30 protein-coding genes are annotated in these 23,565 nt (G+C 71.6%); 17 read left to right on the top strand and 13 right to left on the bottom strand.

Annotation, left to right across the window (positions count from 1 at the left end; translation table 11 throughout):
• Positions 1–89: 89 nt before the first annotated feature.
• Together FHG10_RS03415 and FHG10_RS03410 are read left to right on the top strand one after the other, a co-directional pair.
• Positions 90–929 (top strand): SDR family oxidoreductase, encoded by an 840-nt coding sequence (locus FHG10_RS03415; RefSeq protein ID WP_152351892.1) that lies wholly within the window; start codon positions 90–92, stop codon positions 927–929.
• A gap of 111 nt (positions 930–1,040) precedes the next feature.
• On the top strand, positions 1,041–1,670 hold the full coding sequence (locus tag FHG10_RS03410) for a stage II sporulation protein M (RefSeq protein WP_152351891.1): 630 nt from the start codon (positions 1,041–1,043) through the stop codon (positions 1,668–1,670).
• A gap of 134 nt (positions 1,671–1,804) precedes the next feature.
• On the opposite strand, the gene FHG10_RS03405 is transcribed toward FHG10_RS03410, so the two are convergent.
• The 3 genes from FHG10_RS03405 to FHG10_RS03395 all read right to left on the bottom strand — a co-directional run bounded on the left by FHG10_RS03405 (position 1,805) and on the right by FHG10_RS03395 (position 4,993).
• Complete coding sequence (locus tag FHG10_RS03405) at positions 1,805–3,370, bottom strand: GMC family oxidoreductase (RefSeq protein ID WP_152351890.1); 1,566 nt, start codon at positions 3,368–3,370, stop codon at positions 1,805–1,807.
• A complete protein-coding gene (locus FHG10_RS03400; RefSeq protein ID WP_152351889.1) occupies positions 3,370–3,957 on the bottom strand; it encodes a hypothetical protein in 588 nt (195 codons plus the stop codon). Before FHG10_RS03400 ends, FHG10_RS03405 begins: the two co-directional genes overlap by 1 nt.
• Positions 3,958–4,126: 169 nt before the next feature.
• Positions 4,127–4,993 (bottom strand): IclR family transcriptional regulator, encoded by an 867-nt coding sequence (locus FHG10_RS03395; RefSeq protein ID WP_227488003.1) that lies wholly within the window; start codon positions 4,991–4,993, stop codon positions 4,127–4,129.
• A gap of 376 nt (positions 4,994–5,369) precedes the next feature.
• Between FHG10_RS03395 and FHG10_RS03390 the strand changes: the two genes are divergently transcribed.
• Complete coding sequence (locus FHG10_RS03390) at positions 5,370–6,095, top strand: hypothetical protein (RefSeq protein WP_152351888.1); 726 nt, start codon at positions 5,370–5,372, stop codon at positions 6,093–6,095.
• A gap of 186 nt (positions 6,096–6,281) precedes the next feature.
• Positions 6,282–6,602, top strand: a complete 321-nt coding sequence (locus tag FHG10_RS03385; RefSeq protein WP_152351887.1) for a putative quinol monooxygenase — start codon at positions 6,282–6,284, stop codon at positions 6,600–6,602.
• A 13-nt stretch (positions 6,603–6,615) separates the two neighbouring features.
• Here FHG10_RS03385 and FHG10_RS03380 read toward each other — a convergent pair whose 3' ends face one another.
• The 3 genes from FHG10_RS03380 to FHG10_RS03370 form a co-directional block, all read right to left on the bottom strand.
• Positions 6,616–7,401, bottom strand: coding sequence for a DUF899 family protein (locus FHG10_RS03380; RefSeq protein ID WP_152351886.1), 786 nt, complete (start codon positions 7,399–7,401; stop codon positions 6,616–6,618).
• Positions 7,402–7,607: 206 nt separating this feature from the next.
• Positions 7,608–8,240 (bottom strand): dihydrofolate reductase family protein, encoded by a 633-nt coding sequence (locus FHG10_RS03375; RefSeq protein WP_152351885.1) that lies wholly within the window; start codon positions 8,238–8,240, stop codon positions 7,608–7,610.
• 130 nt (positions 8,241–8,370) lie between these two features.
• Positions 8,371–9,171, bottom strand: coding sequence for a phosphatase PAP2 family protein (locus FHG10_RS03370; protein WP_152351884.1), 801 nt, complete (start codon positions 9,169–9,171; stop codon positions 8,371–8,373).
• A 102-nt stretch (positions 9,172–9,273) separates the two neighbouring features.
• On the opposite strand from FHG10_RS03370, the gene FHG10_RS03365 reads away from it, so the two are divergent.
• The 3 genes from FHG10_RS03365 to FHG10_RS03355 all read left to right on the top strand — a co-directional run bounded on the left by FHG10_RS03365 (position 9,274) and on the right by FHG10_RS03355 (position 11,016).
• Positions 9,274–9,870 (top strand): 1-acyl-sn-glycerol-3-phosphate acyltransferase, encoded by a 597-nt coding sequence (locus FHG10_RS03365; RefSeq protein WP_152351883.1) that lies wholly within the window; start codon positions 9,274–9,276, stop codon positions 9,868–9,870.
• A complete protein-coding gene (gene arfB / locus FHG10_RS03360; protein ID WP_152351882.1) occupies positions 9,863–10,303 on the top strand; it encodes an alternative ribosome rescue aminoacyl-tRNA hydrolase ArfB in 441 nt (146 codons plus the stop codon). The genes FHG10_RS03365 and arfB overlap by 8 nt, the downstream gene beginning before the upstream one ends.
• A gap of 74 nt (positions 10,304–10,377) precedes the next feature.
• Entirely contained in the window at positions 10,378–11,016 is a 639-nt protein-coding gene (locus FHG10_RS03355) for a class I SAM-dependent methyltransferase (RefSeq protein ID WP_152351881.1), read from the top strand.
• Here the strand turns inward: FHG10_RS03355 and FHG10_RS03350 are convergent.
• The gene (locus FHG10_RS03350; RefSeq protein WP_152351880.1) at positions 11,013–11,648 is read right to left on the bottom strand and encodes a dihydrofolate reductase family protein; all 636 of its coding nucleotides are present in this window, start codon (positions 11,646–11,648) and stop codon (positions 11,013–11,015) included. The genes FHG10_RS03355 and FHG10_RS03350 overlap by 4 nt on opposite strands.
• A 103-nt stretch (positions 11,649–11,751) precedes the next feature.
• Entirely contained in the window at positions 11,752–11,883 is a 132-nt protein-coding gene (locus FHG10_RS18380) for a hypothetical protein (protein WP_264674022.1), read from the bottom strand.
• Between the two features lie 133 nt (positions 11,884–12,016).
• Between FHG10_RS18380 and FHG10_RS03345 the strand changes: the two genes are divergently transcribed.
• Positions 12,017–12,259: a PspC domain-containing protein gene (locus tag FHG10_RS03345; RefSeq protein WP_152351879.1), complete on the top strand. Its 243-nt coding sequence runs from the start codon at positions 12,017–12,019 to the stop codon at positions 12,257–12,259.
• A gap of 48 nt (positions 12,260–12,307) precedes the next feature.
• Positions 12,308–12,763 (top strand): hypothetical protein, encoded by a 456-nt coding sequence (locus FHG10_RS03340; RefSeq protein ID WP_227488002.1) that lies wholly within the window; start codon positions 12,308–12,310, stop codon positions 12,761–12,763.
• Between the two features lie 40 nt (positions 12,764–12,803).
• Here FHG10_RS03340 and FHG10_RS03335 read toward each other — a convergent pair whose 3' ends face one another.
• The gene (locus FHG10_RS03335; RefSeq protein WP_152351878.1) at positions 12,804–13,577 is read right to left on the bottom strand and encodes a TetR/AcrR family transcriptional regulator; all 774 of its coding nucleotides are present in this window, start codon (positions 13,575–13,577) and stop codon (positions 12,804–12,806) included.
• Between the two features lie 127 nt (positions 13,578–13,704).
• Here FHG10_RS03335 and FHG10_RS03330 point away from each other — a divergent pair, with 127 nt between their 5' ends.
• Positions 13,705–14,637 carry an NAD-dependent epimerase/dehydratase family protein gene (locus FHG10_RS03330; protein WP_152351877.1) on the top strand — a complete coding sequence of 311 codons (933 nt, stop codon included), beginning with the start codon at positions 13,705–13,707 and terminating at the stop codon, positions 14,635–14,637.
• 33 nt (positions 14,638–14,670) lie between these two features.
• Here the strand turns inward: FHG10_RS03330 and FHG10_RS03325 are convergent, their stop codons facing one another.
• Positions 14,671–15,321 (bottom strand): TetR/AcrR family transcriptional regulator, encoded by a 651-nt coding sequence (locus FHG10_RS03325; RefSeq protein ID WP_152351876.1) that lies wholly within the window; start codon positions 15,319–15,321, stop codon positions 14,671–14,673.
• A gap of 156 nt (positions 15,322–15,477) precedes the next feature.
• On the opposite strand from FHG10_RS03325, the gene FHG10_RS03320 reads away from it, so the two are divergent.
• A complete protein-coding gene (locus tag FHG10_RS03320) occupies positions 15,478–16,332 on the top strand; it encodes an NAD(P)H-binding protein (protein WP_152351875.1) in 855 nt (284 codons plus the stop codon).
• Positions 16,333–16,466: 134 nt separating this feature from the next.
• Here FHG10_RS03320 and sigJ read toward each other — a convergent pair whose 3' ends face one another.
• Positions 16,467–17,462, bottom strand: a complete 996-nt coding sequence (sigJ, locus tag FHG10_RS03315; RefSeq protein WP_152351874.1) for an RNA polymerase sigma factor SigJ — start codon at positions 17,460–17,462, stop codon at positions 16,467–16,469.
• Positions 17,463–17,699: 237 nt separating this feature from the next.
• Here sigJ and FHG10_RS03310 point away from each other — a divergent pair, with 237 nt between their 5' ends.
• Together FHG10_RS03310 and FHG10_RS03305 are read left to right on the top strand one after the other, a co-directional pair.
• The gene (locus FHG10_RS03310; RefSeq protein ID WP_152351873.1) at positions 17,700–18,446 is read left to right on the top strand and encodes an SDR family oxidoreductase; all 747 of its coding nucleotides are present in this window, start codon (positions 17,700–17,702) and stop codon (positions 18,444–18,446) included.
• Between the two features lie 93 nt (positions 18,447–18,539).
• The gene (locus tag FHG10_RS03305; protein ID WP_152351872.1) at positions 18,540–19,364 is read left to right on the top strand and encodes an NAD-dependent epimerase/dehydratase family protein; all 825 of its coding nucleotides are present in this window, start codon (positions 18,540–18,542) and stop codon (positions 19,362–19,364) included.
• 65 nt (positions 19,365–19,429) lie between these two features.
• Here FHG10_RS03305 and FHG10_RS03300 read toward each other — a convergent pair whose 3' ends face one another.
• Positions 19,430–19,828: a cupin domain-containing protein gene (locus tag FHG10_RS03300; RefSeq protein ID WP_152351871.1), complete on the bottom strand. Its 399-nt coding sequence runs from the start codon at positions 19,826–19,828 to the stop codon at positions 19,430–19,432.
• A 249-nt stretch (positions 19,829–20,077) separates the two neighbouring features.
• Here FHG10_RS03300 and FHG10_RS03295 point away from each other — a divergent pair, with 249 nt between their 5' ends.
• Positions 20,078–20,524: a hypothetical protein gene (locus FHG10_RS03295; protein ID WP_152351870.1), complete on the top strand. Its 447-nt coding sequence runs from the start codon at positions 20,078–20,080 to the stop codon at positions 20,522–20,524.
• 143 nt (positions 20,525–20,667) lie between these two features.
• Here FHG10_RS03295 and FHG10_RS03290 read toward each other — a convergent pair whose 3' ends face one another.
• Complete coding sequence (locus FHG10_RS03290; protein WP_152351869.1) at positions 20,668–21,345, bottom strand: TetR/AcrR family transcriptional regulator; 678 nt, start codon at positions 21,343–21,345, stop codon at positions 20,668–20,670.
• A 96-nt stretch (positions 21,346–21,441) separates the two neighbouring features.
• Here FHG10_RS03290 and FHG10_RS03285 point away from each other — a divergent pair, with 96 nt between their 5' ends.
• The 3 genes from FHG10_RS03285 to FHG10_RS03275 are packed head-to-tail and all read left to right on the top strand — an operon-like array spanning position 21,442 to position 23,482.
• Positions 21,442–22,347 (top strand): SDR family oxidoreductase, encoded by a 906-nt coding sequence (locus tag FHG10_RS03285; RefSeq protein WP_152351868.1) that lies wholly within the window; start codon positions 21,442–21,444, stop codon positions 22,345–22,347.
• Complete coding sequence (locus tag FHG10_RS03280) at positions 22,344–23,054, top strand: DUF998 domain-containing protein (protein WP_227488001.1); 711 nt, start codon at positions 22,344–22,346, stop codon at positions 23,052–23,054. Before FHG10_RS03285 ends, FHG10_RS03280 begins: the two co-directional genes overlap by 4 nt.
• A 47-nt stretch (positions 23,055–23,101) precedes the next feature.
• On the top strand, positions 23,102–23,482 hold the full coding sequence (locus FHG10_RS03275) for a cyclophilin-like fold protein (protein WP_152351867.1): 381 nt from the start codon (positions 23,102–23,104) through the stop codon (positions 23,480–23,482).
• Positions 23,483–23,565 lie beyond the last annotated feature (83 nt).

The following is a 23,565-nucleotide window of genomic DNA, read 5'->3' as shown; positions in this document are numbered from 1 at the left end:
CTGCTGAGGGTGCGACCTGCTGGCAGGCCACCGCGAGCACCGCTCGCGCAATCAGTTCGATGAGCAGAACGACTCGATGAGGAGACGCCATGAGCAGCACCGGATCCCAGGAACTCTCGACCGTGGAGAAGGCCCGCGCGAAGGCCCCGGAGGGGCGGAAGGTCGCGGTCGTGACCGGCTCGGCCCGCGGCATCGGCGAGGGCATCGCGCAGCGCCTCGGGCGCGACGGCCTGCACGTCGTCGTCGCCGACCTGCCGAGCATGCAGGAGGGCATCGACGCGACCGTCGCCTCGATCACCGAGGCCGGCGGCACCGCGACCGGCACCACCGTGGACGTCAGCGACGAGGACTCGGTGGCCGCGCTCGTGCAGACCGCGGTCTCCGCCGGCGGACACCTCGACGTGTTCGTCGCCAACGCGGGCATCGCGCAGGTCAAGGAGCTGCTGGACTACGACGCCGCGGACTTCCAGAAGATCCTCGACGTGAACATCACGGGAGTGTTCAACTCCTACCGCCAGGCCGCGAAGCAGATGGTCGCCCAGGGCCACGGCGGCAAGATCATCGGCGCCGCCTCGATCGTGGCCTTCCGTCCCTTCGCCTTCCTCGGTCCCTACTCGCTGACCAAGTGGGCCGTGCGCGGCCTCACCCAGGCGGCGGCCATGGAGTGGGCCGAGCACGGCATCACCGTGAACGCCTACGGGCCCGGCATCGTGGGCACCGCCATGTGGGACCTCATCGACGAGAAGCTCGCGGCGAAGAACGGGCAGCAGCGCGGCGAGGCGCTCGCGGAGAACGCGGAGTCCATCCATCTGGGCCGCGTCTCGGAACCCGATGACATCGCGCGCCTGGTCTCCTACCTCTCCGGTGAGGACTCGGACTACGTCACCGGCCAGACGATCCTCGTCGACGGCGGCATCCAGTTCAGCTGAGGGACGCGCGCCCTCGGCCGCAGGGCCAAGCTTGACCCTGTGGTGACCACACGGTCTGGGGTGAGGGGACAGAGCCGGAAACCGGCCCCCCTCACCCCAGGAGGACGCACCATGCGGTCCCTGCACAGTCCCCTCGTCCCCGTCCTCGGCATCATCCGCGAGAACCGGCGCGCCTACCTGCTGCTGAATCTCCTGGCCTACGGCCTCGTGCTCGCCGGCATGGCGGCCGGCGCGCTCTTCCCCGGGCTGAACGCCGCGAGCCTGGCCGACATGGAATCCAACGGATCCACGGCCCTCGCGAGCTCGCTGATGGCCACACCGCTGCTGTTCGCCCTGGTCATCTTCGCGATCAACGTGGGGACGGTGGTCATCGCCTCGATCTCCGTGCCCTCCCTGATCGTGCCCTTCGCGGGCATCGCGATCTTCGCCGTGCGAGCGCTCAGCATCGGCACATCCCTCGCTCCCGTCGACCCCACCGTGCGCACGACTCTCGTGCCGCACTCGCTGACACTGCTCCTCGAGGTGCAGGCCTACGTGCTGGTCATGCTGGGCGCCTTCATGCTGGGCAGGGCGTGGCTGCGCCCCGCGAGCGTGGGGGTCGAGCGTCGGCGCGACGGCTACCTGCGCGGCCTGCGCACCCTCGGCGTGCTCCTGCTCCCGGCGCTCGTCCTGCTCGTGATCGGAGCCCTCTACGAGGCGTTCTCGCTCGCCTACCTGGTCCCGCTGATGCTGGGCCGGTGACCTCGGCGCGGAGAAACGGCCACGGGGAACGGCGAGCAGCCGACGGGCCCGCGCTCCGGGATCTCTCCCGGGGTGCGGGCCCGTCGACTGCTCGGGTCAGCGGCTCACGTCGTACGTGTCCGTCGTCCTTGTCCTCAGACCTCGCCCTTCTTCAGGGCGTCGGCGAGGTACTCGGCCTGACGGATCGCGAGCGCGACGATCGTGAGCGTCGGATTCGCCGCCGCGCCACTCGTGAACTGCGAGCCGTCGGAGATGAACAGGTTCGGCACGTCGTGCGCCCTGCCCCACTTGTCCACGACGCCGTCCTCGGGGCGCTCGCTCATGCGGCAGGTGCCCAGGTTGTGCGTCGAGGGATAGGGCGGGGTGCGGTGGCTGGAGACCGCGCCCACCGCGTCGTAGAGCTTCTGCGACGTGGAGTACGCGTGCTCGCGCATGGCCAGGTCGTTGGCGTGGTCGTCGTAGTGGACGTCCGCGACCGGCAGGCCGTGCTGATCGGTGACCGTCGAGTTCAGCGTGATCGCGTTGGACTCCTGGGGCATGTCCTCCCCCACGATCCAGCATCCGGCGGTGTTCTCGTACCCGTCCAGCAGAGAGGTGAACTCCGGGCCCCAGGCTCCCGGCTCCACGAAGCTCGCCATGAAGGCGGGACCCAGGGAGATGGTCTCGATGTAGTAGCCGCCCGCGAAGCCGCGGGCAGGGTTGTGCACCGACTGATCGGCGATGAGCCCGGCCATGGTCTCCCCGCGGTACATGTGCACGGGCTTGTCGAACTGCGCGTACACGCTGCCGGTGAGGTGGCGCATGTAGTTGCGGCCCACCTGCCCGGAGGAGTTCGCGAGTCCGTCCGGGAACATCGAGGACGAGCTCATGTGCAGCAGGCGCGGGGTCTCGATCGAGTTGCCCGCCACGCACACCACGGAGGCGCACTGGCGGTGCAGCTTGCCCTCGGAGTCGAGGTAGAGCACCGCGTCCACGCGTCCGCTGCGGTCGTGGAGGATCTGCGCGACGTGCGAGTCGGGCCGCAGGTCGAGCTTCCCGGTCTCCAGGGCCCGTGGGATCTCCCGCACCATCGTCGACCACTTCGAGCGGTTCTTGTCGCCCTGGAAGTTGAAGCCGTCCTGGATGGAGGCGGGACGTCCGTCGTAGGGCTCGGCGTTGGTGCCGTAGGGGCCGGTCGCGTAGTGCTTCATGCCGAGCTTCTCGGCTCCGGCCGCGAGCACCTTAAAGTTGTTGTTCGCGGGCAAGGCCTTGCGTCCGCCGCGGTGGGTGGAGCCGATCGCGTCCTCGGCCCGCGTGTAGTACGGCTCGAGCTCCTCGAGGGTGATCGGCCAGTCCAGCAGGTTCGCCCCGTCGATGCGGCCGTAGGTGCTGCGGGGCGAGAACTCGTGCGCCTTGAAGCGCGGGGTCGCGCCCGACCAGTGGGTGGTGGTGCCGCCGACGGCCTTGACGATCCAGGCGGGGAGGTTCGGGAAGTCCGTCGCCACCCGCCAGGAGCCCGAGGTGGTCCGGGTGTCGGTCCAGGCCATCTGGTTGAAGGCCTCCCACTCGAGGTTCATGTAGTCCTCGTTGCGCAGGTAGGGTCCGGCCTCCAGGAGCACGCACTCGATGCCCTGCTTGGTGAGCTCGTAGGCGAGGGTGCCGCCGCCGGCGCCGGAGCCGACGATGACGACGGGCTTCGCGTCGTGGTCGATGCTGGTCATCAGTTCTTCCTCCCGGATCCCACGCGCGTCGAGCGCGCCTTGCTCTGTCCTGCGGGGACGGCCGCACCGCGCGTGCTGCGGGTGGACGCCGCCGTCGGCAGGTCGGAGACGACCTCCTGCAGGGGCTCGCCGTCGTACTCCTCGATGCGCGGGTCGGGCAGCCAGTCGAGGTCGTCGAAGCCGCGGTCGATGTACCCGCCCTTCTCGAACGAGGGTCCCTCGTAGCCGACGGCCTCCCAGAGCTCCTCGTCCTCGTAGAGGTTCACCACGACCGTCTGGCGGATGAAGCCGAAGAACGTCGTGTGCTGGATGCGCAGCAGGATCAGGTATGCCTGCTCCTGGGGCAGCTCGTGGAAGCGCCCGTCGGCGAGGCCCTGCAGGGAGTCCAGGCCCTGGGCGACCTTCGCCCGCAGCCACGCGCTCTCCTCGGCCTGGGAGAGGACCGTGTCGGCGACCCGTTCGTACGCCGAGTCGGGCACCGTCTTCTGGTGGGGGAAGGCGGCCTTGATGAGGGCCACGAGCGTGCGATGGGCCTCCGCGGTCCCCTCGACGTCGTTGACCGCTTCGCCGCAGTCCGATGTGCTCATGACGTGTCCTTCCTCCGGCGTCGTCGCCGGTGATCGTCGGTGATCCGAGACACACACTAGGAAGGTGGCGGGACCCCGGGCCACGGGCGTTCTCGTCGGGCGAGAACGGGGACCGACGGGCGAGTGCGTCGGGCCCCGATCCCCGGGGGCGGACGGCGGGGACCCGCCCTCAGCCCTGGTGACCGCCCAGGCGGTAGGCGCGGCCCGCACGCGAGGCGCAGGCGCGCACGCGGTCCTCGATGTGGCGCGTGCGGCCCTCGTAGGCGCGGACCGGCGCGGAGACGGCGACGGTGCCGATGAGCATGCCGTCGTCGGCCTTGAAGGACGCGGCCAGGCAGTCGGTGCCGCTCTGGAACTCCTGGTGCTCCCAGGCCACGCCGCGTTCGGAGATCTCGTCGAGCTGTCGGCGCAGGACCATGGGATCGGTGAGGGTGCGATCGGTGTGCGCGAGGAGGGTGCGGCCGGCGAGGTAGTCGTCGCGCTCCTCGATGCTGAGGGCCGCGAGCCCCACCTTGCCGAAGGCCGTCGCGTGGGGGCTCTCGTGGAATCCGAAGCCCATGGGGCTCAGGCGCGGGGCCTGCGGGGAGTCCGCCACGAACACGACCACGAAGTCTGTGCCGCGGTGGATCGCGAGGTAGGAGGCCATGCCGAGGTCGCGGTGCATCGCGCACACCTCGTTGCGCACGGCGCGCGGGATCCCGAGGTCCTCGTGGAGGCCGACGGCGAGGCGGTGCAGCTGGTACCCGAGCGCGAAGCGCTTCTCGTCCTTCAGGTGCACCAGGTAGCCGGCGCGGATGAGCTCCTGGGCGAGGCGGTACACGGTGGGCAGGGGGATGCCCGTGGCATCCGCGATCGCGCGTGCCGTGCTGCTGCCGCCGGCCGCCACGGCCTCGAGCACGGCGAACGCGCGGGGGATCTGACCTGCGGGAGCGTCCTCGTGGGGGTCCAGCGAGGCGTCCTCGCCCAGTCGGTCCGGAGCTTCGCTCCGACCTTCCGGGGCTTCATCGCCCCGCTTCTGGTTGAACACCGTCGTCACGAGCCCATCCTCTCAGGTCCGCTCGCCACTGTCATACCGGGAGCGTCGACCGCACCCGCGGGCGGTGCCTCCCGGGAGCTGCGTCCTGAGCGCTCGCCGGAGCTCGCCCCGCAGGGGCCGGGAGAGCGTGAACGCGCCGGACCCACGATGCTCACGACGAACGACCCGTGCGGTCACGACGGGTCGCGTCACGTCACATCGGTCGGACTCTTCTCGAATGTCGCCGTCTCGGGTTATCTTCCTGCCATCGAGGGTCGGAGGGAGCCCTGGATGCCGCGTCCGCTGGCGGGCGCCGCACGACATCCTCCTTCGCAGTTTTTCCTGCCCCACCTGCATCACCCCCCTTATCCTGCTGCCCGTTTCCCTGGGAGGTCCTGTGTCCAGAATCCAGCGACTGATGGCGCCGGTGGTCGCCGTCCTGATCGCACTTCTCGCGTCCGTCGCCCTCGCCCCCGCGGCGAGCGCGAGCACGCACCCGATCGACATCACCAGCTACAAGGTCTCCGACCAGGTGATCACGTCGAGCTACTGCCGCAAGGTGACCGTCACGATGACCACCAAGAAGCAGAAGGACTACAAGGAGTCCCGGATCGACGTCGACATCACGCGCGGGCGCGACCTCGTCAGTTGGGCGTCGTCCTCCAACGGCAAGACCCTCAGTCGTCCGCAGATCTGCCCGTGGCTCGATGGCCTGGGCAAGTACACGGTGGGCCCGGCCGACGTCGACGCGGGATACACCAAGCGCGACACGTGGGGCACGTACACCGACTACAGGTACTACACCGACCACACCAAGAAGTCCTTCTACGTGCGGGCGAAGTCGAAGGCCTCGCTCAGCTCCAGCCGCAAGGGCCGCACCGTGACCCTCTCGGCCAAGGCCACGAGCCTCAACCTCGACTGGGACGAGTACCGCGCCTACAACCCCGCGAGCGCGAAGCTGCAGGTGAAGTCCGGCAAGACCTGGAAGACGGTGAAGAAGGTCAAGCTCTCGAAGGGGAAGGCGACCGTGAAGGTCACCTCGAGCGCCAAGAAGCAGTACCGCTTCACCTACCCCAAGACGGCCACCCGCACCGGGGCGACCTCAGGCACCGTCAAGCGCTGAGCGGTCGGCGGCGTCGGACCCGTCGGAGCAGACCGCTGCTCGGCAGGACCCCGCCCTCAGCCTCCCGACGCGGAACCGCGCTTCTCATCCGGCAAGAAGCGCGGTTCCGCGCCGGCCGATCGGGCATCATGCTGGGACGCGAGCGGACCGTCCCCGGCCCGCACCCGATCGAGCGGAAGGACCGTCATGATCCTCATCAACGTCAAGTTCCCGGTGAAGCCCGAGTTCGCCGATCAGTGGCCCGAGATCGCGAGCGAGTTCACCGAGGCCACCCTCGCCGAGGAGGGCAACAAGTGGTTCGAGTGGTCCCGCAGTGTGAAGGATCCGAACACCTACGTGCTCATCGAGGCCTTCACCGATGAGGGCGCGGGACCGCACGTGAACTCCCCGCACTTCAAGAAGATGCAGGGCGACTTCCCGCAGTACCTCAGCGCGACCCCGCAGATCGTCTCCCAGCAGGTCGACGTGGAGGACTGGGGCCCGATGGGCGAGCTGCAGGTCGACTGATCGAGCCCTGTGCTCAGTGCCCGCCGCGGCGTCCGAGGGTCGTGACCGGCCCGGCGCCGGGGCGGGTCCACTGCGGCGTGGGACGGCTGTCCTCTCCCCAGGTGGGGGTGCCGTTCTCGTCGCTGCGCCAGCTCCAGCACGCGGGGTTCTGCCCGGGCCATCCCTCGGGGCTGTCCTCCCAGTCCTCGCGCCGTCCCCAGACCGTCATGTCGAGCAGCCCCATAGTGGGGTTCGCCCGTTCGACGCCGCGGCCCGTCGTCCGATAGGTGAGGAACACGCGGTCGCCCTCGCGCACGAAGCTCGCGACGTACCCCATGTCGCCGCCGATCGGCGCGGGCGCCTCGCGCACCGAGTACCAGGGCACGGTGTCGTAGCCCATGAACTCGGTGAACGGGGCGACCTCGTCCCATGCGCCCACGGTGAGGATCGCGAGCGAGACGCCGTTCTGGTGCAGGTAGGTCGCGCCCTGCAGGTGCCAGGCGGAGAGCGTGCAGCCCTCGCACTGCCCCTGGTGCGGGGCGCCGTCGTGCCACATGTGCTGGTACACGACGAGCCGGTCGCGGCCCTCGAAGAGGTCGAGGAAGGGCACCGGACCGTCGGCCCCGACCACGGGCGTGGCCCCGTCGACCTCGACCATCGGCAGGCGCCGACGCGCCGCGGCGATCGCGTCGCCCTCGTGGGTGTGCGCCTTCTCCCGCACCAGAAGTTCGTCGCGCCGGGCCTGCCAGGTGTCCATGTCGACGACAGGCGGCAGTGCGCGCCCCGTCGCCGTGCTGCTGCTCTCCGCTGTGCTGCTCATCCTCGAGCCTCCTTCGCAGGACCTCGCGGACCGGGGCGCCGTGTGCCGGTCGCCGACAGCCCGCGAGGTCTCCGGCCCCTCCTCGCGGGGCCGGATATGCGCCAGACGCTACGCCGACGCCTGCGCGGGGGAATGTCCGATCCTGCGGCGGTCATCGCGGCACGGTCGGCGGTGATGTTCCGCGCGGCCCGGGGACGGAGACCGGCTCAGCGCTCCCAGGCGGTGCCGGGCGGCGCGTCGAGCGGCGTGGGCACGTACTCGAGGAGCTGCAGACCGCCCTCGAAGGTGCGCGCCTCGACGAGGTCGAGCGCCACGTCCTGGTACCGCTCCCAGATCCTTTCGAGCCCCGTGCGTCCGGTGATGACCGGGAACAGGACCACCCGGAAGCGGTCCACGACTCCGGCGCGCAGCAGGGAGCAGCCCAGGTCGATGCTGCCCATGGTGACCAGGGGCTTGACGGACGTGCGCTTGAGCTCCCGCACCGCTTCGACGGCGTCGGTGCTGATCAGTCGCGTGCCCGGCCAGGCGAGGGGCGCGCTGAGGGTCGCGGAGAAGACGATCTGGTCGGCGTCGGCGAGCTGGGCGAAGCTCGCCTTCTCGTCCTCGGAGACGTCGATCTGCTGGGCCTGCTCGGACATCTCCTCCATCACCTGGTACGTGTTCGCGCCCATGAGGGTGAGGGAGTCGGGCTGCTGGGCGAGCCAGTCGAGGTACTCGGGGCTCTCGAGCCCCCACCATCCGGGCCAGCCCTTCCCCGCGGCGCAGCCGTCGAGGGAGAGGATCAGGTCCACGGTGAGGGACTGCTCGGTGCGGGTGGGCTGCGTGTCGGGACCGTTCATCGCGGGCTCCTCGATTCGGCGCGCGAGGGTGTCGACGTGGGGCTGTCGGCGTCAGGCAGCCGGCGTGAGGCAGCCGGTGTCAGGCCGCCGACTTCAGACCGCCGGCGTGGGGCGCGCGTGTGCTGAGAACCTACTCCTGCGCGCCCTGCGGCGCATCCGGCGCGTCGGCGTCGCCGGCGTCGTCCCGTCGACCCCAGCGCTGATCACCGAGGATCACGAGCCGCAGGCACAGCGCCCCGGCGAGCACGCCTCCCAGCAGGTCGCTCGCCCAGTGCCAGCCCAGCAGCAGCGAGGTGACCACGGAGTTCAGCACGAGGAGGACGACGCCGATGCGCACGAGGCGCAGCGTGCGCGGCGCGGCGAGCGAGTAGCGGGCGATGAGATACGCGACGACGCCGTAGATGAGCACAGCCTCGGAGGCGTGCCCCGACGGGAAGCTGATGCCCTTCTCGCCGAACTCCTGGATGCCGCCGGCCAGCAGGTCCGCGTCGTCGAGGGTCGGCGAGGGGCGGGCGATGAGCAGTTTCAGACCCCCGATGCCCACGAGGAATGCGAGCTCCGCGGCGAGCGCGACGAGCGGAGGCCGCCAGGAGCGTCGGCGCACCGCGAGCACGATCGCCACCGCGGCGAGGACGGGGAGGCACACGGCCTGCCCGGCGATCCGGTCCAGCACGCCCTGGACGAAGGGCAGCAGCTGCGGCGCCACGTGGTAGAGCCAGTGCCGGTCGAGCCTGCCGTCGATGCCCTGGAGCGGGCCGGCCGCCCCGATCGTCGTCGCGACGAGGAGGACGGCGAGCACGGGGATCGAGGTCAGACGCGACCACAGTCGCAGTCCGCGACCCGCGCCGGGGGTCTTCTCGCGCACTGTCCCGGCCGCCCCGAGACGCTCTGCGAGGCGGTCCTCGGGAGTCGAGCGTGCGTCGGAGACCATCGCAGCTCAGAGTAGGGGCCCCGCCGCCCGAGCGCACTCCCCCGGCGCCCCGATGTCGCGGGAGGCACAGGAACGCGGAGACGGATCCTCTACCGTGTGCGCATGATCCGCCGACTCCTCGCCCGCGCCTTCTGGGCCATCAGCCGCTGGCGCCTCGTGGCCCGGCCGGCACCCTCGCGCCCGACGATCCTGCTCGGCGCCCCGCACACCTCCAACTGGGACTTCGTGCTCATGCTCGCGATCGCCTGGCGTCTGGGCATCGAGGTGCACTGGCTGGGCAAGCACACGCTGTTCCGCTCCTGGCGGGGACCGCTCATGCGAGCGCTCGGCGGGATCCCCGTGGACCGCACCGACCCTCGGGGCGTGGTCGCCGAGGTCGTCGAGAGGGTCCACGGCGGCTCCGTGTTCGGCCTCGTCATCACGCCCGACGGCACCCGCGGAGGGAACACGCACTGGAAGTCGGGGTTCTACCGGATCGCGCGGCGCACGGGGATGCCCGTCACGCTCGGCTTCGTGGATCGCACGACGATGACGGCAGGTCTCGGGCCGACGCTCGACCTCACGGGGGACGTCGCCGCGGACATGGACGTGATCAGGGAGTTCTACGCCGACAAGGCCGGCGTCCGGCCCGAGCGCCGCGTCGAGCCGCGCCTGGCGGAGGAGAGCGAGGGGCTCGACGGGGACGCGCCCCGTGGATGATCTGCAGGTCCCGCCGGGCCCGGGGGCTCCGCGCGGGCTCGTGGTGCCCGCGTCGGAGCTCGTCGAGCTCTTCTCCCACGCCTCCGGCCCTGGCGGGCAGGGCGTGAACACCGCCGACTCCCGCGTGCAGCTGAGCATCGATCTCGCCACGACCACGGCGCTCGACGGGGCGCAGCGCGAGCGCGCGCTGGACCATCTCGCGCCCCGGCTCGCCGGCACGGTGCTCGCGGTCGTTGCCGCGGAGCACCGTGCCCAGCGCCGCAACCGCGTGGCAGCGCGGGAGCGCCTTACCCGGCTGCTGCGCGAGGCCGTCGCCCCTCCGGTGCCCCGTCGGCCGACGCGCCGCACCCGCGGCTCCCAGCGTCGCCGGCTCGAGGCGAAGAGGCAGCGCTCGCAGACCAAGGCAACGCGCCGTCGACCGGAGCGGGAGTAGCCCGCACGGGACCACGGCACGACCGCCCGTGATGCCGTTTGTCCTGCCGCGCCCTGCGCGCCCATGATGTCCGCATGGACGCGGACCACTCCACCGAGAGCGAGCGATTCTGGGAGGCGCACTATGCCGAGCGCGGTGCTCCCACGAACGCCCCATCCCCCAGCCCGATGCTGGTCGACCTGATCGGCGAGTTCGCGCGCCACCCCGGCACGGCGCTCGAGCTCGGGGCCGGACAGGGCGGGGACGCCCTCTGGCTCGCCCGAGGGGGATGGACCGTCACCGCGACCGACGCCTCAGCCACCGCCGCACGACGCATCGACGAGACCGCCCGCGCGGAGCAGCTCACCGACCGCGTGACCGCCGTCCAGGCGGATCTCGCCCAGGACATCCCCGAGGGGTCCTTCGATCTGGTCTTCGCCTGCTACTTCCAGTCACCGGTGGAGATCGACAGGGACGCGATCATCGCCCGGGCCTCCCGACAGGTCGCCCCGGGCGGACTGCTGCTCGTCATCGACCATGCTTCGGTCGCGCCCTGGTCCTGGAACCATGACATGCAGTTCCCCGCGCCCGAGCGGACGCTCGATGCCTTCGCGCTCACCGAGGAATGGGACCGACTCGTCGTCGAGCCCCGACGACGCACCGCGACCGCACCCGACGGCGCGAGCACCGCCGAGGTCACCGACAACGTGCTCGTGGTCCGGCGGGGTCTCTAGGCGCCCTCCGGCGACTCCGTGACCGTCTGCCCGCCCGTCTCGTGAGCCCGACCCCCGCCGCGGGCGCGATACTGCAGGTGCACCGCACCACTCGCGAACGCCCGCTCGTGGACACGCTCGAGATCGAGACGGACCCCGTCGGGCAGCGCCCGCAGGCCTCCGCCCACGATCATCGGGACCACGAACAGATGGAAGTCCGTGACCATGCCGGCGCGGATCGCGTCGCCCGCCGTGGTCGGTCCGAAGATCTCGACCTGCCCGGGAGCCTCGTCGACGATCTGCTGCAGACCCGTGAGGTCCAGGTGCCGGATCAGCCGGGCGCGCGCCGGATCGACACGGCTCTCGTCGAGCGTCGAGGACGCGACGATGCGCTCGAGGCGCTGCCAGCGGCGGGCGAACTCGCGCTCGGCCCCGCTCCACTCCTCGCCGTCGGGCCCGGTCTCCGGGTCCGCCTCCCAGTACTCCATGAGCTCGAAGGTGCGTCGGCCCATGATCTCGGTGCTCACCTCGGCCAGGCGCTCGACGTGCACGGCGAACACGCCATCGCCGGGCGCGGACCACTGGAAGTCACCATCGGCGTCGGCCGCATAGCCGTCGAGCGACATCGTCGCGGTATAGGTCAGGGTTCCCATTCGCCACTCCTTCGTGGATCCGTGGAGGCTGCACGGAGCGCGGACATGCCCCTCGGCGGGCCGAGGGGCGAGCGTCCGCCGCGGAGATCGCGCGGGAGCGCCGTCAGCGGATCGCGCGGTTGACGGCCTTGTGCGCCGCGCGCCGACCGGCGCGCTTGCCCACGGCCTCGGGCCCCTTCCCGACAGCGCGGGCGTCCCCGCTCGCTCGGCGGATCCTTCGCAACCACTTCAGCATGGAGATCGTCCTCCTTCGTCGGTGTCCTCCGACCCTACGCGGGCAGGGCCCGCGGGACCAGGGCAGGTGCTGGGCGGCCTCTCGGGGGCCATCCCCCGTGCGGGCGGTCCGCTCGGTGCGTACCGTCCTCGGCATGAGAACCCTCTTCGACTCGATCCGCTCCGTCGGCTTCCACCGCGGACCCCGACGTCTGCTCGCGGGCATCGCCGGCGGCATCGCGGCCCGGACGGGGCTGAACGTGTGGTGGGTGCGGCTGCTGCTGCTCATCGCGTTCCTGCTGCCGTTCGTGGGCTTCGCCGCCTACTTCGTCGCCTGGCTCCTGCTGCCCTGGCAGGACGACTCGATCCCGCTCGAGCGCCTCCTGGGTCGCGCCTGAGGAGCCGGGCCGGAGCCCCGCTGCGCATCGGTGTGCGACGGTGGTGCCATGACGGAGGTTCCGGAGCCGATGGCGCTCGTGATCGACGGGGCGAACGTGGTCGGTTCTGTGCCCGACGGCTGGTGGCGGGATCGGGCGGGCGCCGCCGAGCGCCTCCGGGACCGGCTCGAGCACCTCGAGATGCCGTCGAGCGCGCCCGGGGCGGACGGCGAGGAGCCGTCCGCCGGCCTCGTCCGTCCCCTCATCAGCCTGGTCGTCGAGGGCCGGGCCCGGGACATCGCCGAGACCGGTGGGGTGCGCGTGGTACGCGCTCCCGCCGCCGGGGACGACGAGATCGTCGCCGAGGTCCGCCGCCGGAGAGCCGAGGGCGGCACGGTCCTCGCGGTGACCAACGACAGGGAGCTGCGCGCACGGATCGCGGAAGCAGGCGGAGAGGTGCGGCGCGTGGGCTGGCTGCGGTCGCTGCTCGACGCTCGGGACGGCACCGGGAACCCTGCCTGCTAGACGCGTCTCGAGCCGATCCCCGGCGAGATGGTCGAGTGCGTCAGCGCAGCTCGAACGCCCCTGCCGTGGCGTCGACCCACTGCGCGAGCATCTCGTCGCCGTGCGGCGCGAAGTCCGCCCCGAGCTGCCCGAAGAGCTGCGCGGAGATCAGCCCGACCAGCCCCGTCCATGCCAGGACGCTCGCCGCGACGAGCTCCGGCGACGCGTCCACACCGAGCTCGGCCGCTCCCGACGCGAGCACGTCGGAGTATGCCTCCCCCGGAGCGCTCGTGAGGACGGGGCTCCGGCCACCAGTCGGTGTGCTCTCCTGCGCCGAGCGGGCGGAAGCCGCCTCGCCTGCCGCCAGGATCTCCACGAACCTCGCCATCACGCGCGTGCCCGGCCCCGTGGTCCGTTCCGCCGGCGCCGCGTACCCGGGCACGGGCGACCCGTAGACGAGCGCCCACCGCTGAGGCTGCTCGAGGGCCCACCCCCGCATCGTGTCGGCGAGCGCCGCGAGACCGGGTCTCCCGGCACCCCCTTTCGTCGAGGCAACCGCGAGGGCGGCGTCCACGCGGTCCGCGAGGTCCGTGAAGGCGTCCTCCAGCAGGAGCGTGAGCAGATCGTCGCGACTGGACACGTGGCGGTATATGGCCGACGAGGCGACGTCGAGCCCGCGCGCGATCTCGCGGACGGAGAGCCCGGCGGGACCGTCCTTCTCCAGCAGCTCACCGCCCACGCGGAGGATGCCCTCGCGCATCTCGGCGCGCGCCTGGGCGTGGCTGCGGCGTGGTCGCGCGCTCGTCGCACTCGTCGCACTCGTCGGCTTCTCCATGCCGGTCAGTCTCGCACCGCACGCCCGTTGGGGCAATTCTGTGAGCACTGCTCTTGTTTTTCTGTGCGCACCGGGTTAGCGTCGTCCCCGTCAGACAGCGAGCAGCGCTCACAGAAAGAGTTCCCTCATGCGATACCTCATCACCGGCGCCGGCCAGATCGGCACCCAGCTGGCCCGCGATCTCCTCTCCGCCGGCCACGACGTGACGGTGCTGCGGCGCGGCGCCGACGTGGAGGCCGGCGCGCACCTGGTGCGCGGCGACGCGGGCGATCCGGCCACGCTCCGCTCCGCCCTGACGGATGCGGACGGCGCCACCGCCGATGCGATCCTCCACTGCATCCACTCGAGCTACGACGCCTCCGCGTGGCGCCGGGATCTGCCCCAGCGCGAGCGCGCGGTCATGGACGCGGCGGCCGACGCGGGCATCCCCGTCGTCTTCCCGGAGTCCGTCTACGCCTTCGGCGAAGGGGCCGCGGATCTCCACGAGGGCGCACCCCTGGCCCCCGCCTCGCCGCTCGGCGAGGTCCGTGCCCAGCTGCTGCGCACTCGGGCCGCGCACCCGGCCACGACGCTCTCCGTGGTCGCGGCCGACCTGCTCGGGCCGACGGCGGTGCCCGAGACCTCGGTGTTCCTGCAGCTCGTGCTCCAGCCCGCGGCCGCGGGCAAGCGCGCGTGGGTGCTCGGGGACCCGTCCGTGCCGCGCACCCTCACGTCGATCCCGGACATGGCGGCCGCGATGGCCCTCGCCGCTCAGCGCGCCGACGACCTCGCACCGCACGGCGACGCGATCCTCATGGCGCCCTCACCGGAGCCGCTGAGCCAGCGCGAGCTGGCGGAGCGCACAGCGGCGCTGGTCGGCGAGCGCCGGCGCGGAGCCACGGGCATCCCCTCGCCGCTGCTGCGCGCGATCGGCCTCTTCTCCCCCACGTTCCGCGAGCTCACGCACCAGCTGTACCTGTGGCGCCGCCGCGCCGTGATCCACCCGGGCACGCTGACCAGGGACTACGGGCTGCAGCCGACCGATCTGGACCGGATCATCCTCTCGTCCCTGCAGCGGTGACCCTCGGCGGCGGGCAGGCGTCGCCCGCCGCCGTCAGAGCCCAACTTCGGGATCAGCCCCCTCGTCCGACCCGTCGTGGGACGGGTGCCGGGCGGGCCGGGCGACCCGGGCGGGCCGCGCGATCCCGTCGAGGAGGAACGCCGTGCGTCGGTCGTACCCGGGGCGCGGCGGCCTGCCGCGCTCCTCGAGCACGAGCGCCGTCCCGATCGCGAGGGCATGGAAGTCCTCCGGCTCGAACGCCTGGGCGAGAGCCTCGGACGCAACCCCCTGCTCGACGAGCTCCTCGTGGAAGGCTTCTCCTCGGCTGCACAACTCCATGAGCTGACGGGAGCCGGGCACCTGCCGCAGGATCACACCGTTCACGGCAGGCGACCGGTACTGCAGATCGCGCAGCGCCGCGACGTACCAGCGGATCCGCTCCCCGACGTCGGCGACCGTCCGAGCCCGCTCGATGACGTCGAGCAGCTCCTGCGCGCCGACCTCGTCGATGACGGCATCGATCAGACCCGCGCGCCCGCCGAACCTGTTGAACACGGTCGCCTTGCTCACGTGGGCCGCGGCGGCGATGTCCTCGAGGGGAGCCGACAGGCCGCGATCGCGGAAGACCTCCACCGCTGCGGCGCGGATGCGGTCGTGGTTGCGTCGCGCATCGGCCCGCAGAGCACCGGGATCCAGGCGGTCCATCCAGGCTCCCCCGTCCTTCGTCACTCCTGATGCCGGAAGAACTTGACCTATGTGGTCAACTTCGTCGAGGATCGTACCCCACAGGAAGTTGACCACCCGGGTCAACTTGGCTCCTCCGGCCGAGAGGGGCTCACCCCCGATGGAAGGACGACCGCCGTGATCATCGCGACCGGAGCAACAGGAACCCTCAACGGCACCACCGTCGAACGGCTCCTCGAGAGGCTCCCTGCCGAGCAGATCGGCGTGAGCGTGCGGGACCCCGAGCGCGCGTCCCACCTCGAACGCCGCGGGGTGCGCGTGCGCCAGGGGACCTACGACGATCCCGACGCCCTGCGGCACTCGTTCGAGGGAGCGGACCAGGTGCTCCTGGTCTCCTCCAGCGACCTGACGGCCGACGTCCTCGCCCAGCACCGCCGCGCCATCGACGCGGCCGTCGCGGCCGGCGCCCACCGCATCCTCTACACGAGCGCCTTCGGCGCCGGCTTCGACACCCCCTACCCGCCGCTGGCGCTCCACGCCGCCACGGAGCAGCACCTCGCGGAGTCCGGTGTCGCCTGGACCTCGCTGCGCAACGGTTTCTACGGCGATCTCGACCAGCTGCTCGGACCATGGCGCACCACGCGCACCATCGCCCGGCCGGCCGACGGCCCGTTCGCCTGGGTGGACCGCCGCGACGCCGCGGAGGCGTCTGCGGCGATCCTCCTCAGCGACGGGGGCTTCGACGGTGTCGTGGACCTCGTCCCGGACCGTCCCGTGACCCTCGCGGACTTCGCCGCGGCGGCGTCCGATCTCACGGGCGAGTCCGTCCAGCGCATCGTCGTCGACGACGAGGACTGGGTCGCCGGCGAGGTCGATGCCGGCGTCCCGGAAGCAGCCGCACGGTTCAGCCTGTCGATGTTCCAGGCCACCCGGGAGGGGCATTTCTCGGGCTCCGACCCCACGCTCACGCGCCTGCTGGGCAGGGCGCCGCACACTCCCGCGGACATGCTGGCGGAGGACCTCGGCGCGTGAGAACGACCGGGTCCCGGGTCCGCCAGGGCCCTGGAGCGCCAGACTCGTATCCGCTCGGGGCCGGGTCCGCTCGGGGCTCCGCCGACGTCGGGCAGGGCGCGGCGGCGTCCTGATCGGCGACGCGCGCAGTGCGCTCAGTTCCAGAGCGTGAGCTTCTCGGGATTCATCATCAGCCGGACCTCGCTCACGGCCCCGTCGACGACCTCGAGCGTGACCACGCCGAAGATCCGCGCCTCGTCCCAGAGCGCGAACCCGAGGCCGTCGGGCGTGTTCTGCTCGAGAACGGTCGCCCCCGGGTTCTTGGTGAGCGCTCCGAACAGGAACCGTGCGACCCGATCAGGTCCGAGCACGGGTCTGCGCGCAGCCGTCACCCGGCCGCCGCCGTCGGAGCGCAGCACGACGTCGGGGTCGAGCACGGCCACCAGCCCGGCGAGATCGCCGCTGCGCGCGGCGGCGGCGAAGGCCCGCACGATGTCGTCGTGCTCGCTGCGGCTCGCACGTCGGCCGCGATCCGCCTGGACCCTTCGCCGGGCCGAGGCGGCAAGCTGACGGCACGCGGCGGGGGTGCGTCCCACGGTCTCCGCGACCTCGGGGAAGGGCACGGCGAACACGTCGTGCAGCACGAACGCGACCCGCTCGGCGGGAGTCATCGCCTCCAGGACCACCAGCAGAGCCGTGCTCACCGAGTCGTCGAGGGTCACCCGGTCCAGCGGATCCTCCGCCCTGGTCGAGCCCGTCGGGAAGGCGAGGGCGGGCACGGGCTCGGGCAGCCAGGGGCCCACGTAGCTCTCGTGGCGGCGCCTCGCCGACCCCAGGACGTTGAGGCAGATGCGGCTGGCCGCCCGCGTCAGCCACGCCCGCGGCACCCGGATGGCCGCACGCTCCTCCTCCGGCAGCCGGTACCAGCGGATGTAGGTCTCCTGCACGGCGTCCTCGGCCTCGGCGACCGTGCCGAGCATCCGGAACGCGAGGGAGAGCAGATGGCGCCTCTCCCCCAGCGCCTCGGCGTCGGGACCCTCCGCCCCCGGCGCGTCCGTCCCCGGCTCCGTGATGCCGGGCCCCTCCCTCCCCGGCCCGTCGGTTCCGGGCCCCGTCGTCTCCGGGCCCTCGTGCGCCTCGATCGGCTCCATGGCATGCTCCCTTCGTCGACAGGACCGGGCCGCAGAGCGTTGTGTGAGCACCGGTGGACGCGCTCGGCCCGCGTGGACGGGAGCCGCGCCGCATCTGCCGCGCGCGCTCGCCTCACATTCTGGGTTGCAGGACGGTCGTGAGGGTATGACATGGACACTGACCTTCACAGCACGCGGGCGCGCCTGCCCGGAACCGCGAGCGCCCGAGGCCGACGCGTCGACGCGAGGAGGCACCCGATGAAGATCGTCGTCGCAGGGGCGACCGGGACACTCGGCCGCCACGTCATCCAGGCACTGCACGAGGCAGGGTGCGAGCCGGTGCCGCTCAGTCGCAGCACGGGGACCGACCTGGTGACGGGCGTCGGACTCGCCGATGCGCTGCGGGGTGCGTCTGCCGTCATCGACGCCTCCGCCACCAGCAGCACCTCGACCTCCGCCTCTGTCGAGTTCTTCACCGCCGTCACCGAGAACCTGCTGGCCGCCGAGCGCGAGGCCGGCGTGCCCCACCACGTCGCGATCTCGATCATCGGGGCGGCACGCGTGCGCGCGAACTACTACGCGGGGAAGGCTGCCCAGGAGGACCTGCTGACGAGCCGGGACGGCGGCTGGTCGCTGCTGCGGACCACCCAGTTCCACGACTTCGCCCTGCAGCTCATCGGGCACGGGAAGGTGGGCCCTCTCCAGGTGGTCCCCACGATGCGCTCCCAGCCGATCTCCACGAGCGAGGTCGCCTCCGAGCTCGTCGCGATCGCGACCGGCGAGCCGCAGGGGCTCGTGCCGGATCTCGCGGGACCACGGGAGGAGAACATGGCGGACCTCGTCCGTCGGCTCCTCGCGGCGTCCGGACGGCGTCGCCCCGTCCTCCAGATCCCGCTGCCAGGGGCATGGGGGCGCGGCATGCGCGACGGATCGCTCCTGCCCGCCCGAGGGACGCGACACGGAGAGATGACGTTCGACGCCTGGCTCGATTCCCGATCGGCCTGACCGCACCGGGAGAGCCCCCACGAATCCACGAATCCACGAATCCACGAATCCACGAATCCACGAATCCACGAATCCACGAAAGCAGGATCGATCATGCGCATCTTCCTCGCCGGCGGCTCCGGAGTGATCGGACGCCGCCTCATCCCCCGTCTCGTCGAAGCGGGGCACACCGTCACCGCCACCACACGCCGCGAGGCGACCCTCGAGGCCCTCCGCGCGCTGGGCGCGCGGGGCGTGGTGGTCGACGTCTACGATGCCCAGCGGCTCACGGAGGTGGTGGCGGAGGACGCCCCCGACCTTGTCCTCCACGAGCTCACGGACCTCGGCGACGCCGACACCGACGCCAACGCCCGGCTTCGCCGGGAGGGCACGGAGCACCTCGTCGCCGCCGCCCGCGCCGCCGGGGTCGAGAGGATGCTCGTGCAGAGCATCGCCTGGGCCTACGCGGAGGGCGGGGCGCCCGCCGTCGAGGAGGACCCGCTCGTCCCCGGCTCGGCCGTCGCGCAGATGGAGGATCTGGTGGCGACGATGCCCCGCTCCACCGTGCTGCGATACGGGATGCTCTACGGCCCCTCCACGTGGTACGCGCCCGGCGGGCGCGTCGCCGGCGCCGTGAGCGCCGGGATGGTGCCCGCGACGGAGGCGATCACCTCGTTCGTGCACGTCGAGGACGCCGTCTCGGCGACCGTGCAGGCCCTCGACTGGGCCGACGGCACCTTCAACATCGTCGACGACGAGCCCGCCGCGGCGACGACGTGGCTGCCCGTCTACGCGTCCGGCATCGGTGCGCCGGCACCCGCCGTCCAACCCCTGCCCGACGGCGCCCCGAGGGGCCGGGGCGCCTCCAACGCCAAGGCCCGCGCAGCCGGTTGGCGACCTCTCCATCCGAGCTGGCGGGAGTCGTTCCGCAGGCCCTGACGACACGGCCGGCGGATGTCCGCGGGCAGGCGGGGCCCGACATCTCGTCGGGCCCCGCCGTCGTCTCATCGCCCGGAGCGGGGGTAGCGCAGATGCGCGCGCTCGGCGAGTTCCTGCTCGCTCACGACGGTCATCATCTCCTCGCCGGGAGCGCAGACCATCACCGCGATAAACGTGGTCGGAGCGTTGGACAGATGGTTGGCCGCCTGGTAATGGATCAGGTCCCCTCCCGGCTCCCAGAACGCCTCGCCGGTGCGGATGATGCGCTCCGGCTCGCCCTCGAGCTCGAAGTCGAGCTCGCCGTCGAGGAGGTAGCCGAAGACGGGGCCGGAATGACGATGCGGAGGCGAGCCCGGCGATCCTGGTTCCAGGGTCATGCTGACGGTCATGACGTGGGCCGGTCCGACGCCGACGGCGACGTGGGCCTGGTCCAGCAGGCGGATGTCGGGCGCGGATGCATTCATGGTGCACTCCTCTCGGGACGGGAGGTCCGTCCCCTGCCCATCCGACCGACCACGGGCCTTCTGTGTGAGGCGGCGCCCGCGCACATCCCGCGGGACGTCACGGCCCGGCGCGGGGCGTCGGCGTCACGGCCGGTACAGCTCCACGCCCTCACATCCCGTCGTGCTGTGCGGTCATGAGGGCCGACCGCGCATCGTGCCGCGGCGCCCGGGCTACCGCACGGGCCCGCCCCGCACCGAGAGGATTCCACCGTGAACATCGCGATCCGCCTGGCTCTGGCGATCCTGTTCCTCGACGAGCTCGTCGTCGGGGCATCGAACGCGCTCGTACCGGCCGCCTTCTACCGTCACTTCCCCACCGTCGACCTCACCCCGCCGTTCAGCGAGCACTACGCCCGCGACTTCGGCGGCGCCACCCTGGGCATCGCACTGCTGCTGGGCATCGCGCTGGTGCGTCCGAGTGCGCACTTCGCGATCCCTGCCGCGCTCGCCTACTCGGTGTTCGCCGTCCCGCACTTCTTCTACCACCTGATGCACCTCCACGGCGCCACTCCGGCCGAGGCCGTCGGGCTCACCACGGCGAACGCGATCGTCGCGCTTCTCGGCCTGGGTATCGTCATCGCGGTGATCCTGCGCGATCGACGGGCTGCGACAGGGGCTGGGGAGTCATCGGCCGCACCGGGCTCCGCGCTGTCGTGATCGCCGCTGGAGAATCCCTGCGACTGCTCAGCGAGGAGAACCCGTGAAGGAGACCCCGAAACCCGGCGTCGACCGGCGTATCGAGGGAACTCGCCGGTGAAGCGCCGGGGGCCACTCCACCATCGGCGACGGGACGAGGGCGGTCAGGCGTCGCCCGCAGCCGCGCGGCGCAGAATCGTGCCCGCGATGTGCACAGCGACGGTCGAGGCGACGACGTCGATGAATCCGAGATAGCTCGCGGCGACCTCCGGATCGGCGTCGTACGCCGCCTGGAGCGCGTCCGAGGGCCGACTATGGGGCCAGGCGGCGCTCGCCATCAGCAGTGTCACGACGACCACCCCGTAGGCCTCGTCGTCGCTGAGCTCGGGCAGCACCACGCGGATGACATCGACGAGTTCGCCGGCCGATGCGGCTGTCGCGCGCTTGTGGCGCAGCGCGACGTCGCGAGAGATGTTGCGCTCGAGCACGGCGGCCTGCGACGCGATGAGATCGCAGAGCACGGGCCGCTCGGCCATGGTCTCCGCGAGCGCCCTCGCCATCTGATCGCCGCGCGCCCGCGCACTCGCGGCCACCGGCTCCACCTTCCCGCGCAGCTCCTCGATCCACGCCCGCAGCTCTGCGTCGAGCAGCTCGAGCAGGATCGCCTCGCGGGACTCGAAGTAGCGCAGGACGTTGGATTTCGCGAGTCCCACCCGTCGGCTGAGCTCGTTGAGGCTGAGCTGCGCGACGGGCATCTCTTCGAGCATCGACGCCGCGGTGTCGAGGATGGCCCGCCGCCTGCGCTCTCGCTGCTCCTCGCTGCGCGCCCTCTGGAAGTCCATGCGCGCATCCTACAGACCGCCCGTCTGTTGTTTACAGACCACCGGTGTGTTAGTTTCGCACCCAAGAACAGACCACCAGTCTTTAAGGAGGGCGCCGTGGCCTACGACGTTCCGGAACAGCACGGGAAGCTCGCCGTCGTGACGGGCGCGAACAGCGGCACCGGCAAGGAGGCGGCGCGGGGCCTGGCGGGAGCGGGCGCGCGCGTGATCATGGCGGTGCGCTCCCCCGCCAAGGGCGAAGAGGCGAGGGCCGATATCCTCGCCCAGCATCCGAGTGCCGGGGTCGAGGTCCGGCGCCTCGACCTCGCAGACCTCTCCAGCGTGGAGGAGTTCGCGGGGCAGCTGATCGCTGAGGGGCGGCCGCTCGATCTGCTGCTGAACAACGCCGGCGTCATGATGCTCCCCCGGCGCTACGAGACGTCGGACGGGTTCGAGATGCAGCTGGGCACGAACTTCCTCGGCCCCTTCGCCCTGACGCTGCGGCTGCTCCCTCTGCTGCTCGAGGCCGACGCACCCCGCGTGGTCACGATGTCCAGCGGGAACCAGTCCCCCATCGACTTCGATGACCTCAACTGGGAGAAGAGCTACGACGCCAATGGCGCCTACGGGCGCTCGAAGCTCGCCGACCTGCTCCTCAGCCGCGAGCTCGCCCGCATCGCCGAGCGCCGGGGCTGGAACCTGCTGTCGCTGGGCGCACACCCCGGCAACGCCTCCACCAGCATCTTCGAGAACGGCAAGCAGTACGGCGACACCCCGATACTGGCGATCCGCATCGCCTGGCGGATCACGCCGCAGCATTCGGCCGCGGCCGGGGCCGCTCCGATGCTCTACGCCGCGACCCAGCCGGACGTGGTCCAGGCCGGCTACTACGGCCCCCGTCTCCACCTCGTCGGCCCGCCCGGCCCCGCCAAGGTGTCCACGCGCGGGCAGGACGCGGACGTTGCCGCTCGTCTGTGGTCCGAGGCCGAGCGCCTCACCCGCCTCAGCCTCCCCTCTGCATGAGCTTGGGGGACCCGGGCACCGCCGACACGTCCGCCGCCCGTGCCGTGACCCCGCCCCTGAGCGGGCTCCGATACCGGATCGGTGCAGTGCTGCTGATCCTGAACGCCGCGATGTACGTGGGAGCGGAGGCGATCGCCGCCTCCGCGTGGCGGGACCCGGCCTACAGCTACGCCTTCAACTACATCAGCGACCTCGGCGTCCCCGACATCGCCGAGTTCCAGGGCCGCATGGTGGATTCGCCCCTGCACGCCGTGATGAACGCCGGGTTCATCCTGCACGGGCTCGTGTTCCTGATCACGGCTCTCCTGATCCAGCCCGCGATCGTGCGGAACGGGCCGCGGTGGGCATACCTCGCCCTGGCGCTGGCCCACGCGGTCGGCATCAGCCTCGTCGGGCTGTTCCATGGGTCCCAGGCCGCCGTCGACGACGGCACCGCCGTCCTCCACGGGCTCGGAGCACTGCTGGCGATCGGAGCCGGGAACGCCGCGGCGATCGTCGCTGGGACCCACCTGCTCCACCGACGTTCGCGCGGCCTCGGCGGAGCTCTCATCGCCCTGGGCGCGCTCGGGATCCTCGCCTTCGTGTATCTGCTGGCCACGACCGGCACGGACGTCGACGGCATCCCCGAGCGGATCGCCGTCTACACCGTTATGGCCGCCGAGGCGCTGGCCGGGATCGCTGTGCTGGCCGCGGGGTGCCGTGGATGAGTGACCGCGCCCGACCTCACCTCCCCCACCACCTCCGGAGACCTTCCATGACCGACATCCTCGGCACCGCCCTTCGCTTCCACAACGACCGCACGAGCATCGACGCCTCCGTCGATCAGGACAACCCCACCGTTCGATCGCTGATCGCCCAGCTGCCGCTGGAGGGTCTGGAATTCGCGGACAACCAGGGCCTGGAGAAGCTCGTCCGCCTCGACCAGGGGCTCGACTTCGAGGGCTCACCAGCCTCCGGCAACCGTCCCGGGGACGTCATCTGCTCCACCCCGCGGAACAGCATCGCGTTCTGGTACGGCCCGGACGGATTCGAGCCGCGCGAGGAGCTCGTCCACATCGGTCGCTACGACGCCTCTGCGCAGCAGCTCGAGCAGCTCACCGCCTCCCCCGTCATCGCACACCTCGTCGCCGACTGATCCCGCCGCTTTCGCGAGAGCGAGTATGCGGGCCCGCACGGACAGGCGACACGACCGACCCTGACGGGAATCGTCAGGAGCAT

It is taken from the genome of Brachybacterium subflavum, from assembly GCF_009299795.1.
GTDB lineage: Bacteria > Actinomycetota > Actinomycetes > Actinomycetales > Dermabacteraceae > Brachybacterium > Brachybacterium subflavum.
This window is presented reverse-complemented; position numbering and strand designations above follow the sequence as displayed.